The organism is Bacillus sp. 1A, from assembly GCF_052682215.1.
Genome location: NZ_JBQYLZ010000001.1, coordinates 2232569 through 2245436, shown reverse-complemented (window position 1 = coordinate 2245436; position 12868 = coordinate 2232569). Strand labels below are relative to the sequence as shown.

Genomic DNA, 12868 nt, shown 5'->3' with positions numbered 1-12868 from the left:
CTTTATTCCTCCCAGTTAATTAAACCTTTTTTCTTCATATTTCTCATAATTCTTCGTTCAATTTTTCGATTAAAGCGCGTTACTAATCCGTCCGTTTGTGCTACCGGTACAACTAAAATTGTATGAAGTCCCACTCGGTTTCCACCTAAAACATCCGTTAGTAACTGATCTCCAATTACTACAACTTCATCTGGTTGCAGGTGCATCTCTTGTATCGCACGCTTAAACGCGCGAACAAATGGTTTACGCGCACTATGAATAAATGGAATGCCTAATGGATCAGCAAAGTCTTTCACACGTTGCTCATTATTATTTGAAACGACCGTTACTTGAATACCTTGCTCTTTCATTTTCAAAAACCATTCTTCAAGTTGTGGCGTTGCATTTGGACGATCCCATTCAATTAACGTGTTATCTAAATCAGTAATGACACCTTTAATTCCACGTTTTTTCAAATCTTCTGGTTGAACATGATATACATTTTTCACATATTCATTTGGTAAAAATAGCTTCAATTTCTTTCACCTCTTTGAGGAGTTTTCATAAAAATTTTTCGACAACATATTTCGATATATGACCTGTGGATAAAATTGTACACATTTTCCACATTAATTTTTCAGCTAATTTGGAATTTACTAACAATCTATACACATTTTATCCACCTAGGTATGTGGATAACCACTCGTTTGTGACTGTCATATTTTTTTGGTACATTAAATGCAACAACGAATCAATCCTTAAATTATTAGGAGGTGACTCACCTTGAAAACAAAATATATGGAACAGTTGTCTACTGAGTTACTCACTGAGTCTTATTATAAAGCAAAAGAACTAAAATTAAATCCCGACTTCATTTTACTTATAAAACAAGAAATGATTAGACGCTCATTAGAGGACAAGCTTGTCAAATCGTCTTGATTACATATAAAGTGAAATTTTAATGAGCTAACTTGTAAAAAGAGCCATCCTGCGATGGCTCTCGAATAAACAAGTACTCCCATCTAGGGAATTTCATCATTAAGCATCTTTGTCCATAACTCTTGCTTACAGTTATAAAATGTTTTCTTTACTTATGAGCCGAACGAGTAGCAATTTTTTCACCAAGACGAAGCTCTTGTCCACTCTTCAATTCCTGCACTACTTCTATCATATCTTTTTCAAACAATAACACAACTGTTGAGCCAAATGTAAAGTATGCCATTTCTTCACCTTTTTGAACAGTGTCTCTTTCATGCAACAGCTCAATACTATTAACAAACATAGCTCCTACTTTTACAAGTGCCATATGTTCACCGTCACTATTTACTTCTGTAACAGAGCGATAATTTTTTGACAATGGCTCTTTCCCATATTCCATACCAGCTGCATTTACCGGATATGACTTTCTACCAAGTACAAACCTTTCAGTCACAGAACCAGAAAGCGGACTATGAATACGATGATAATGACTTGGGCTTAAATAAATAACCATGTATGTACCACCTGCATATCGCTTTGCACGTTCTTCATTACCTAGCATATCCACGATTGAATAACGCTTACCTTTAATATGAAATGTTTTTGTGTCCTCAATAGGACCGTGATCAGCAAAAACACCATCAACAGGACTAACGATACTCGATGCATCTGTATCAACACTACGCTTTCCTTCTTTTAGCTTACGCGTAAATAATTCATGCAATGTTCTATATTCCTTCAAACCCTTTTCCATCTCATCTTGGTTAATTTGAAAAACTTTCGCATACGATGGAATAATGATAGAGCTCAAACGAGATTGTGCAAATTTACGTAATATATAAGAAGTAAAACGACCATTTGTAAGTTCGATCATAAGTCGATATAATGTACGTCGCAAATTGCGAAACCTCCTAATCAGTCTATAACTTTAGCTTCCCCTTCTTTTTCTTCTATATCATATGTAAAATTGGTTCTTATTCCCACATATCATATAGAACTGTTTCATTATACATGCGGAAAACTAAGTATGGTATTATTCTTAAATTGTTTAGCACCCTCTAATATTACAGATAGAATCCGTCATTTTCAACAGTGAACATAGATTTCTTCTGAACACAACTCTTTTTCTTTCCTTACTTACAAAAAGAAAAGCAGCCCATTTTAAAATATGGCTGCTTGCAATGTACATTATTCGTTCGCTTTTTTCTCTTTCTCAGCTCTTACAAATTCATGGAACATTTTCATTAAAGCGCGCTTTTCAATTCTTGATACGTAGCTTCTGGAAATACCAAGTGCCTTTGCAATCTCTCGTTGCGTTTTCTCCTTATCAAGCCCCAGTCCAAAACGCTTCACGATTACTTCTTTCTCTCGTTCGTCTAAAATATCGATATACTCTTTAATCTTTTCTAACTCCATACTAAGCTGAATCATATCAATTACATCTTCAGACTCTGATTTTAATATATCAATAAGCGATATTTCATTCCCCTCTTTATCTTGCCCGATTGGATCATGAAGTGAAACGTCTTTTTTCGTTTTTTTCAGTACACGTAAATGCATTAAAATTTCATTTTCAATACATCGTGCTGCATACGTCGCAAGTTTTGTGCCTTTTCCTGCCGAATAGCTCTCGATTGCTTTAATGAGCCCAATTGTACCAATTGAAATTAAATCTTCTGCATCTTCCCCTGTGTTTTCAAATTTTTTAACGATATGAGCTACAAGCCGTAAATTATGTTCAATTAACAGATTTCTCGCTTGAGCATCACCTTGCTCCATTAACTCTAAGTACTTTCTCTCATCGTCTGATGATAACGGCTGCGGAAACGCATTATTCTTCACATAAGAAACAAAGACAAACACTTCTCGAACCATATATCCAATTGCGGCGAATAGACTCAAACCTTTCACCTCCGCCAAAATAGTGGTCTTTACTATGTGTATGTGGGCGTGAGGTTATTTGTGTCTGTACGATATAAATATGGAATCCTTAGCTTTTTGTCGAGCGAAATAAGTCTTTCATACCTTGAATATTTTTTCCAATGTATTACAATATGTAAGATTCCAAAATTTTGAAAGAGGTGTTTTCATGCGATACGCTACATCACAAATCAGAAACCTTGTAATACTCACATCATCATTTTTCTTACTTTCAGCCTGTGGACAACAAACGTCTCCTACAAAAACTGAGGCTACTAAACAAGATACTGCCGTATTAAAAGACAGTACAAAAACGGAAGATAGCCAAAAAACTGAAGACAGTGCAAAAGCTGAGAACAACGCAAAAACCGAGAACAACGTAAAAACTGAGAGCAACGCAAAAACTGAGAACAATACAAAAGCTGAGAACAACGCAAAAACTGAGAACAACACAAAAGCTGAGAACAACACAACAACTAAAAACAACGCAAAAGCTGAGAACAGCACAACAACTAAAAACAATGCAAAAACTGAGAACAACACAACAACTGAGAACAACACAACAACTAAAAACAACGCAAAAGCTGAGAACAGTACAACAACTAAAAACAATGCAAAAACTGAAAATAATACGAAACCTGAAGCAGAATCTAAAAACACACAAAAAGAGCAACAACCAGCTAAGCAACCAAATAAACAAACTGATACTAATACATTCACAAGTGAAGATGCTATAAAAGTTCTAGAAAAAAGAATGGGAGCTCGCTCAAATGAAATTCGTTACAGCTCCAGCGAAGACAAACTAATTGGCACAATAAATGGTATTAAGCTATACGACGTATTATACGGACGCGAATCTCCTGAAAACTCTCGTGCGCTAAATTTTGCAGTGGGATCTGATGGAAACCTATATGATTGGTCAAAAGCTCAAGATGGTATTCTTCAACCACTTAACGGCAATTAATAAATGATTCTAAGAACATAGTAAAAGCCAATCGATACGTATCGATTGGCTTTTACTAATACTCACTCCAAATTTTCTCCCCGGTATGCGCATCAATATAACGAATTTCTCGACTACAGCCAGAGGGTTCTTTATGATTTTCATCTGTTGTTTGTTTATATAATAATTTATATACTGTTTCTTCTGCATCATTATCTATGTCCCATTCTAAATTAACTCGGATGGCCTCTTTGTATATTTGTAATACTTTTTCTTTTGTTACTTTTGGTGTTGTTTCATATGTAAGCAATTCTTTTATAAAGTTGCTAGACTCTCCAGAGTAGTGCATCACAGCACCATTTTCTGTATTGATGTTGACCATAAATTGGTTATACTCTGCCGGAATATCATTGATATATACAGAAAAGATAAATCTTTCAATCCCATCTTCTGCTTCTTCACGTTCCTCCCAAAGACGCAGATATTGTGTGATATCTGGAATAACTCGTTCTAAAAATTGAAGTGCTTTTTGTAAACATTCCTCTCTAGACAGTATTTGCTTTACTTCTTTATCATCTGTCAGTTTTATAAAACTAGTTAATTCATTGGTTAATTTATCAATTGTAACGCTAACTAAATTATTATATTTCAACATCGGTAAATGCTTTTTAAAGAATTCATTCATTTGTATATTTTTTTAAGAATGCATTTGCAATCTCTCTTGCTTTATTCTCTCCTATCGCTTCCTTACCACTCGAAAAATATTTTTTATCATCTATACTAAATTCGATTAAATTACCAGTATGTCTATTCAGGGTAATTTGTATCGTTCTCTCCTCATCGTCTTTATGTTCCCACCATAATAGATGATATGGGTCATCCACACCTTCTTGATCATCTACGACAAGCCTATAATCATCTGGAATATCAATCATATGAGCCACTTGCTCTTTTCTTTCTTTATCTTTTTGATTCATCATACCTCTCCTTCATTACAATTTAAGGTAATTATAACAAATAAAACTAAATGGCTATAAACAAAAAAGACTAGAGATATCTCTAGTCTTCTACTTCGTCTCACGATGTAGCGTTACTCGCTTTAATCGTGGACAATATTTTTTTAGTTCGATGCGCTCTGGATTGTTTCGTTTATTTTTTTTAGAAATATAATTACGATCACCGCACTCCGTACAAGCTAATGTAATATTTACACGCATATGCAATTCTCCTTTCTTTCAAAGATCGCAAACTAAAACGTAATGATTACGATTTATATGTTATATAACTTTATTCTATTTGTCAATTACAAAACAAAAGGGATCTAAATAGAACCCTTTTGTTTAAGTAAGCTATACCTTTTTTTAAAATGTTTCATATGTAACAAACTCACTAATCGGCTTTCGATATCCCCGTGGGCGAATTTTAGTAGTATCGCTTTTTCCTATCGTAATCATTAAAACAGGTACTACATGCTCCGGCATATTTAATTCACTTTGCACTGCTTTTTCATCGAAACCGATCATTGGGCACGTATCATAGCCGTAATATTTAGCTGCATACATAAAAGTCATCGCACTTAACGATGCATTTCTAATCGCTTCCTCTTCCATGAAGCGTTCTCCTTTTCCTTCATATAGCCCTTTCGTTTGCTTAATTGTATCTTTATATTCACATTCATCAATCATCTTTAAAACCTTCATACCGAAATAAATATTTTCGACATTTTGATATGCTCTCTTATCACCACAAACAAGTATTACCGCAGATGCACTCGATACTTTATATTGTCTGAAAGCTAGCTCTTTTAATCTTTCTTTTCGCTCTTGATCACGAATTACAACATAATGTGTATGCTGCAAATTGTAACAAGATGGCGAAAGCTTTGTTAGCTCAAATATTTTTTTAAAATCCTCATTAGGGATTTCTATTCCTTGTTCAAATTTCATTGCGGAACGTCTGGCAACTGCTAATTCTTCAAAGTTCACCGTATAGCCTCCTTAATAACCATAAATTCAAATATACATTAATTCATACAATCGAATAAATCAAATGAAAACACTTTAAATTATGGATAATAATGATGATTTACAAAAAAAAGACAAAAATCTGAAACAATTAGTTCATACGAAATTCACACGAATCTATTACTATAAGAATTGTACATAGTGAATTTATTAACAATCACGTTTATTCATATAGAATCTTACTCGAAAGGAGTTGAAAGTATGAAAACTAAATATCGTTTTATGATCTCATCATTTGCTGCTTGCGCTTATATGCTTTGGTATTTAGTATAATAACAACCTCACTTGTAAATAGGAAAAGGTGTGTATATAAATGGAATATAATCAATCAACAGTTAACTACTGGAAAGCTTTTGTACTACCGTATACATTTGCTTTAGAAGAGTTAAAAACTAAATTTGAAATTATGAACCGGGAAGCTCAATTTTTAGAGGATTACAACCCGTTTGAACATATAAAAACAAGATTAAAACAACCTGAAAGTATTATTAAAAAGCTTGAGCGTAAAAATTTATTACCGACAGTTGAGAATGCGCAAACGCATTTACAAGATATCATCGGCATTCGTATTACATGTTGCTTCGTAGAAGATATTTATCATTTAAAAGAAGTCATTCAAAAGCGTGAGGATATGGAAATCATAGAAGTAAAAGATTATATCGCTAATCCAAAGGGAAACGGATATAAAAGTTTACACATGATCATTAAGTATCCTTTATCACTGAATTCTGGTACAAAAGATGTATTTGCAGAAATCCAGTTACGTACACTTGCTATGGACTTTTGGGCGAGTTTAGAACATAAACTTTATTATAAATATGAGGGGAAAATACCTGAGTATTTAAAAGATGAACTACATGATGCAGCAATGAAAGCTGAAGATCTTGATAATAAAATGGCAACAATTCGCCAAGATATTGATGATATCGAAGCATGTTCAAATCAAATTCTGTTACCACTATAAAAAAAGGTTCTCTCCAATGAGAACCTTTTTTTTTTCGCTATTTACGGGCAGTAAGGCTCTCCGATTAAAGGTTCACGTTATTTTTTCCCTATCGTGCGAACTTCTTCAATTTTCCAGCCATCCTCTTCTTTTCCAAGTGCATACTGTACTTTCTTCTGAAGAGTGACCTCTCCCTCTATTTCCTTTTCCTTTGTTTCAACTACAACATACCCTGCTTTACTAGCGTTCATGTCTATATGTTCCAATTCAATTTTCTTATTTCCCTTTTGAAAAGCGGCTTCTTTTTGTGTTTTTAAATCTTCAGCACTAGGCATCTTCTTTGAGAATAACTCCATATGTTCAGCAAGATTTTTTTCATTTGTCGTCCGTACAAATTTCTCCATAACATCTTGAATCGATTTCTCTTCTTCTTTCGTTATTTGTACCTTCTCCTCAATTTTTTTAGTAGTAGATTTTTGTTCTATATGATTCTCCTTGGATTGACATCCAACTAGCAATACTACACCTATTAGAAGGGATCCTATCCCTCTGAAAAAAGCCCTCATCTTTCCCATCTCCTAAAAAGAAAAGTGAGGCATTTCGCCTCACTTTTCTTGATAATTAGCGTCTTCCTTTATTCGGATCGCCACCGCCAACAATATCAAAGACACGTTTAGCGATATTTGTATTCTCTTGAACGCCAGAGAACAAGTATTTACCAGGGCCAAATGCATATACGTTTACATCTTCCCCCGTATGTCCACCTGTCGTCCATCCTGTAACCGAACGCTTATTGAAAATATCCTCAATCGCATTATCAATCTTTGTTACATCTTTTGAAGGAGCAATATCATTTACCGCTTTAATTTCTTCTGGTGTTAATTGTAAATCAATATATTTTTTCAATGTCTCTTCTACATTTGCACCTTTTGCAATCTCATTTGCCATGAAGTCTGGTGTGCGTTTTGCAGCTTTAATTGGATCTACTTTAAAGTTATACTCACCATTCACACCTAAAGATAATCCGCCAGTAGCGTGGTCTGCCGTTGCAACGACTAACGTATTTTTATCTTTTTTCGCAAACTCAATCGCTGCTTTAAATGCTTTTTCAAAGTCTTCCATTTCACTCATTGCACCTACGATATCATTATCGTGTCCAGCCCAGTCGATTTGACTTCCTTCAACCATTAAGAAGAAACCATTTTTATTTTTGTTCAAACGCTCAATTGCTGCATTTGTCATTTCTTCTAATGAAGGTGTCTTCTCATTACGGTCAATCATTTTATCTAAACCGCCTGGTGCAAATAAACCTAAAATTTGATCGTTTTTATCATTTAACAATTGATCTCGATCTGTTACGTAGCTATAACCAGATTTCTTAAACTCCTCTGTAAGATTACGATCTTTTCTAACAAAGTTTTTTACGCCGCCGCCAAGCATAACATCTACTTTATGCTTCCCTTTAATTTTTTCATCAAAATAATCATTTGCAATTGCATCCATATTTTTACGACTAATGTCATGCGCACCGAAAGCAGCTGGTGTTGCATGTGTAATTTCAGAAGTAGCAACTAATCCTGTTGATTTCCCTTTTTCTTTCGCTTGTTCAAGAACAGTTTTCACTTCTGCTTTATCATTATCAACTGCAATTGCCGCATTATATGTTTTAATTCCCGCTGACATAGCTGTTGCTGCTGATGCAGAGTCTGTAATATTTTCATGTTCATCTTCCGGATATGTTTTTTGTGTTCCTACAAGATGCTTATCAAACTCTGTAGATTCCATCTCGAATGTTTTTGGATTATCTTTCATATAACGATGAGCCGTCATGTATGAAGGTCCCATACCATCCCCAATTAATACAATGACATTTTTAATCTTTGCATTGCTTCCGCTCTCATCTGCATTAACCTCACTAGAACGAGTAAAATTCCATGTTGCTACCGAAGTAACAGCTAACGACGCCACAACTGCAAATGGCCATGCTTTTTTTACAAACTTTTTCACTATATTGTCCCCCTAATTAGGTTATTCATTTCCCACTATCAAATTTAATAGAAGACTATTAAGAGAAAATTAGTTATATGTAAATTTTTTGTTAACTTATGTAAATATAAGTTATAATTTGTATAAGTTTGTCTGTTCGTATCAACATTCTTCGCCTTTACAATCCAAATATAAACAAGTTGGATTTCATTTAACGTAAATCTCTTATTTAACATTTTCAATCTACTTTTATGAAAATTAATAGAAATGTGGGGAGTATTTATGAAAACAATAAAGCTAGATGAATCTTTTATTTTTGATTTACTCGACCTTTGCAAAGCTATTGGATGGTTACAAGATAAAGCATTTATGAAAAAGCAATTCGAAATGTATCTTTCTCTCGGCACACTTATTGGTTATATGCATGAAAATAAACTGATTGCAGCTGGAGGAGTATTTCCTTTTAAAGATAGTTTTTCTACTATTGGCATGTTAATCGTTCATCCTAATTTTCAAGGCCGAGGCATCGGGCGTATTTTGCTAAATCGTTGCTTAGAACACACTCTCCCAAAACAACCAATTGCACTTCTTGCAACAAAAGCTGGCGAGCCTCTTTATACATCATGCGGATTTAAAACAGTAACAACGATTCATCGTTTTGAGAAACAAACTACTAAAACACATATCACTCATACGCAACAAGTGAAAGAACAAGATCTTGTCTCACTTATTTCTCTCGATCAAATTACAACTGGTGCTAATCGTTCCTTACTTTACTCATCGCTATTACCAAGAACTAGCCACTCTTTTAAAATTGAGAGAAATAACTGTATAGAAGCTTTTTCCTTATGTATACAAAAAGGAAATATATTATGCGTCAATCCACTTATCGCAAAGCAAGAGAAGGATGCTATTCAATTATTCAAGAAAATCTGCGAGTGTTGGAATGGCACAGTAAGGATCGATGTCCCACATTCACAATTTTCATTTCGTAAATTTCTTCAAACAGAAAATTTCCAAGAAACGCTTCTTTCACCTCTTATGATGAAAAATGGTAGCCAACTTCCTGGAAATCGTAATATGCTATTTGCTATGATAGACACAGCGTTATGTTAGAAAGGGGACACCTAATTGAAGCGATTTAGCTATTTTATGGTAGGTTGTCTTACTCTTACACTTTTAGTAGGATGTAGTGCAGCAGAAAAGCCAGTAGAACAAGTAAAACAAGTTAAAAATACACTTACAGCGAAACTAGCTACCGAGGAAAAAATGGTAGAAATAGATGGTCAAACCATTTACTTTAAAAAGATTGGTAATGAAAAACCACCTTTACTTATGATCCATGGATTTGGAGGATCATCAGATGGTTTTCAAAAGATTTACTCAGACTTAGCAAAAGATCATACAATTATTTCTGTAGATGCTTTAGGATTCGGGCGCTCATCTAAGCCAATGGATTTTTACTACTCTTTCCCTACCCATGCAAATTTGTATTATAAACTAATGAAAAAACTAGGTTATGATTCGTTTGCAACACTAGGACACTCAATGGGCGGAGAAATTTCTCTTAATTTAACCTATTTATATCCTGAAGCCGTTACCCACCTTATTTTAACTGATGCTACAGGCGGCCCTCATACATTCGTTAATAAACAAGGTTCACCAAAACCACAGTTATCGACTGATTTAAATACCGTTTCTACTATTGCAGATTATGATGAAAACAAAGTTAAATCCAAGCGTAATGATGAAGAGCATTACAATAAAATGAAATTATGGCCTAGACGTCTTCAAATCAATGCAAATGAAATTAAACAACCAACCTTAATTATATGGGGAAGAAATGATAGTAGCGTTTCTTGGAAAGAAGGAGAAACGTATCATCAATTCTTAAAAAATAGTACTTTCCATATTATCGAAAAAGGTTATCATGCACCATTTCGTCAAGAGCCACAAGAATTTGTAGGGTATGTAAAAGACTTCTTTAAGAACAATAAAGTTGAAAAATAACATAAGCGGGTATCTCATTTTGAGATACCCGCTTTCATATATTAAGCAGCTTGCTTTTGGCGTTTTTGAGTTTTTGATCCTAATACTTTCGGAATAACGAAACCATCTATTCCAAATTTACCAGCGTTCATACCAGAGACTAGGACAAACATTGATAGGATAACCATTTCAGGGTTTACACCAATTGACCCACTAAACATATAGGAAAAGTTCATTACAAGACCGAAAAAGACCGCTGTTTTTGTTAAACAGCCTACAATTAAACCAATTCCGACTAAAATTTCTCCCCACGTTACAAGTGTATTAAATAGATCAACGTTTGGAATTGCGAAGTCTTGTAAAAATGATGCCCACCAAGATTGCACAGCCGGTTGTGCTCCTTTAGATTTTTCAATTGCACCTTGTAAATAACCAGTTGCATCGAACCCTTTTCCTTGTAGTTTACCGATTCCAGCCATTAACCATGTGTAACCAAGATACACTCGAATTACTGCCAACACAAAAGAAACTGCTTTGTTTTCTCTTAAAAATTGAATAACCATATCTTCCTCCTAAAGTTGTAATTAAGTTAGTTACAGATAATATAATATCATTAGTTACTTATTTTTAAAATGTTAATCATGAATAATTTGTGACATACATAAAAAAACATTAAATACTAATATATAGTAACTTCTATTACCTGTAAAAACTTGAACATATCATACCACAGGTGATAATCATTTTCATTGAAAAAAATGCAAAAAAAATGTGAGTTAAATGTGAAACACGTTTATTCGAATATAGAATAAACATGTTTCACACTAGTTATAGAATCGAAATGTATGTGTCTCCTCATCAATTAACCTCGCTTCTTCTAACGTTTTTTCATGGTTAATAACCCCGTAAAATAAGCGTATAGTAAACATAAGTGCTGCATTTCCATCTACATAATCTATCGATCCAATATACGATTTCGCCCCACTGCGTAAAAAAGATTCTGCTAGATTTTGCTCCCCTAACGTACACCCGCTATTTACAATATGTGTATTATGCAATTTTGCATATTTATAAATTTCTGCTGCACCAAAGTATCCCCTCGGTTCATCTTGTTCATATATATCTTCACCTAACTCTTCCATGACAAACTTTCCTTCCTCACCATGAAAGCAAAAAATAACATAATTGATATCATTATATAAACCCTTTCCAGAAAGAATATTAATGAACTCTCTCGGTCTACCAATCCAGTATGTTACAACTTTTGCCCCAAAATATTCAAGCAATGCTCGGATTGATTGCGCCTCTAAATCCGAATTAAAACCAACTACTAATGCAACATTCAACATACACCCTCCATCCTATCATTAGATCTCATCAATCAGACTTTTAAAAGATACATCCATTTCATATATACCCGTTTCTTGCAAAAAATCAGATCTAGTTAAAACGACTTTCTGTACATATTGCCTATACGCTGTAATTGTCCCGTCGTGAGATACAATGCAAATTTTTTCAGCGCCTAGCTCATAGCACCAAAGAAGAAATTCATCTACTATTTGCTGAAAACGATTCTCTGAAATAGTATTTATACCTTCCGTCCATAACTGCTTATTTGTACTTTTCTCTATCGAAAAATGTGGAAATAAATTTGCTATCATTTCCTGATCTACTATGTCATCACATGGTAATGTTTTCGCTCCTTCTCGATAAGGAAAAATACGTGGGGATACATATGGGTGGACGATTTTTTGACAAGCTACTTTCGCACTCCATATTGCCGCTGTTTGTAAAGTTCTACGTGTAGGACTAACAATTAATATATCCGTTTCTTGTAATGGCACATTGCATTGAAGTAATTTAGCCTGATTCTTTCCCTCATCCGTTAATGGCGGATGAAGCACTTGTAAACTTGACGGCAAATCCTTTGTATGTTCACCTTCTCCGTGCCGAACAAAGACAAGCTTCATATCCAGCCTCCTCTCTCTATGAAATCCTCTTACATATTTCTTCCCTACCTCATTCTTTATTCCTGCTATATGAAAAACTGGTATGTAAAAAACATTTGACACAATTAATTGAAAAACATTACAATTATAATATGTA

General features: G+C 34.2%; 15 protein-coding genes and 1 pseudogene. 5 read left to right on the top strand and 11 right to left on the bottom strand.

Going from position 1 to position 12868, the window contains the following annotated elements; translation table 11 throughout:
* Window positions 1-2 precede the first annotated feature (2 nt).
* Window positions 3-515 (bottom strand): YqeG family HAD IIIA-type phosphatase, encoded by a 513-nt coding sequence (locus tag ACUN0F_RS11310; protein ID WP_000765308.1) that lies wholly within the window; start codon window positions 513-515, stop codon window positions 3-5.
* Window positions 516-762: 247 nt separating this feature from the next.
* Between ACUN0F_RS11310 and ACUN0F_RS11305 the strand changes: the two genes are divergently transcribed.
* Complete coding sequence (locus ACUN0F_RS11305; protein ID WP_000853283.1) at window positions 763-918, top strand: sporulation histidine kinase inhibitor Sda; 156 nt, start codon at window positions 763-765, stop codon at window positions 916-918.
* 148 nt (window positions 919-1066) lie between these two features.
* Here the strand turns inward: ACUN0F_RS11305 and ACUN0F_RS11300 are convergent, their stop codons facing one another.
* Both ACUN0F_RS11300 and sigK read right to left on the bottom strand, forming a co-directional pair.
* Window positions 1067-1855, bottom strand: a complete 789-nt coding sequence (locus tag ACUN0F_RS11300; RefSeq protein ID WP_264460788.1) for a phosphatidylserine decarboxylase — start codon at window positions 1853-1855, stop codon at window positions 1067-1069.
* A gap of 290 nt (window positions 1856-2145) precedes the next feature.
* Complete coding sequence (gene sigK / locus ACUN0F_RS11295; protein WP_445539505.1) at window positions 2146-2859, bottom strand: RNA polymerase sporulation sigma factor SigK; 714 nt, start codon at window positions 2857-2859, stop codon at window positions 2146-2148.
* A gap of 187 nt (window positions 2860-3046) precedes the next feature.
* On the opposite strand from sigK, the gene ACUN0F_RS11290 reads away from it, so the two are divergent.
* Complete coding sequence (locus ACUN0F_RS11290; protein WP_445539504.1) at window positions 3047-3841, top strand: hypothetical protein; 795 nt, start codon at window positions 3047-3049, stop codon at window positions 3839-3841.
* A 55-nt stretch (window positions 3842-3896) separates the two neighbouring features.
* Here ACUN0F_RS11290 and ACUN0F_RS11285 read toward each other — a convergent pair.
* The 3 genes and pseudogenes from ACUN0F_RS11285 to ACUN0F_RS11275 all read right to left on the bottom strand — a co-directional run bounded on the left by ACUN0F_RS11285 (window position 3897) and on the right by ACUN0F_RS11275 (window position 5766).
* A pseudogene (locus ACUN0F_RS11285) lies at window positions 3897-4797 on the bottom strand (YcdB/YcdC domain-containing protein).
* A gap of 90 nt (window positions 4798-4887) precedes the next feature.
* Window positions 4888-5037, bottom strand: coding sequence for a 50S ribosomal protein L33 (rpmG, locus tag ACUN0F_RS11280; protein ID WP_001265617.1), 150 nt, complete (start codon window positions 5035-5037; stop codon window positions 4888-4890).
* A 144-nt stretch (window positions 5038-5181) separates the two neighbouring features.
* Window positions 5182-5766 (bottom strand): nitroreductase family protein, encoded by a 585-nt coding sequence (locus ACUN0F_RS11275; protein WP_445540817.1) that lies wholly within the window; start codon window positions 5764-5766, stop codon window positions 5182-5184.
* Window positions 5767-6157: 391 nt separating this feature from the next.
* Between ACUN0F_RS11275 and ACUN0F_RS11270 the strand changes: the two genes are divergently transcribed.
* Window positions 6158-6808 (top strand): GTP pyrophosphokinase, encoded by a 651-nt coding sequence (locus ACUN0F_RS11270; RefSeq protein ID WP_000456212.1) that lies wholly within the window; start codon window positions 6158-6160, stop codon window positions 6806-6808.
* A gap of 77 nt (window positions 6809-6885) precedes the next feature.
* Here ACUN0F_RS11270 and ACUN0F_RS11265 read toward each other — a convergent pair whose 3' ends face one another.
* Both ACUN0F_RS11265 and ACUN0F_RS11260 read right to left on the bottom strand, forming a co-directional pair.
* Entirely contained in the window at window positions 6886-7353 is a 468-nt protein-coding gene (locus ACUN0F_RS11265) for a hypothetical protein (RefSeq protein WP_001201021.1), read from the bottom strand.
* Window positions 7354-7408: 55 nt separating this feature from the next.
* Window positions 7409-8794: an alkaline phosphatase gene (locus ACUN0F_RS11260; RefSeq protein WP_445539503.1), complete on the bottom strand. Its 1386-nt coding sequence runs from the start codon at window positions 8792-8794 to the stop codon at window positions 7409-7411.
* A 261-nt stretch (window positions 8795-9055) separates the two neighbouring features.
* Here ACUN0F_RS11260 and ACUN0F_RS11255 point away from each other — a divergent pair, with 261 nt between their 5' ends.
* Both ACUN0F_RS11255 and ACUN0F_RS11250 read left to right on the top strand, forming a co-directional pair.
* Window positions 9056-9889, top strand: coding sequence for a GNAT family N-acetyltransferase (locus tag ACUN0F_RS11255; protein WP_264460785.1), 834 nt, complete (start codon window positions 9056-9058; stop codon window positions 9887-9889).
* A gap of 15 nt (window positions 9890-9904) precedes the next feature.
* The gene (locus tag ACUN0F_RS11250; protein WP_000819830.1) at window positions 9905-10783 is read left to right on the top strand and encodes an alpha/beta fold hydrolase; all 879 of its coding nucleotides are present in this window, start codon (window positions 9905-9907) and stop codon (window positions 10781-10783) included.
* A 41-nt stretch (window positions 10784-10824) separates the two neighbouring features.
* Here ACUN0F_RS11250 and ACUN0F_RS11245 read toward each other — a convergent pair whose 3' ends face one another.
* The 3 genes from ACUN0F_RS11245 to ACUN0F_RS11235 form a co-directional block, all read right to left on the bottom strand.
* Window positions 10825-11325: a DoxX family protein gene (locus ACUN0F_RS11245; RefSeq protein ID WP_000236600.1), complete on the bottom strand. Its 501-nt coding sequence runs from the start codon at window positions 11323-11325 to the stop codon at window positions 10825-10827.
* 261 nt (window positions 11326-11586) lie between these two features.
* Entirely contained in the window at window positions 11587-12111 is a 525-nt protein-coding gene (locus tag ACUN0F_RS11240) for a delta-aminolevulinic acid dehydratase (RefSeq protein ID WP_264460784.1), read from the bottom strand.
* Window positions 12112-12129: 18 nt separating this feature from the next.
* A complete protein-coding gene (locus ACUN0F_RS11235; RefSeq protein WP_000779732.1) occupies window positions 12130-12732 on the bottom strand; it encodes a histidine phosphatase family protein in 603 nt (200 codons plus the stop codon).
* Between the last annotated feature and the right edge of the window lie 136 nt (window positions 12733-12868).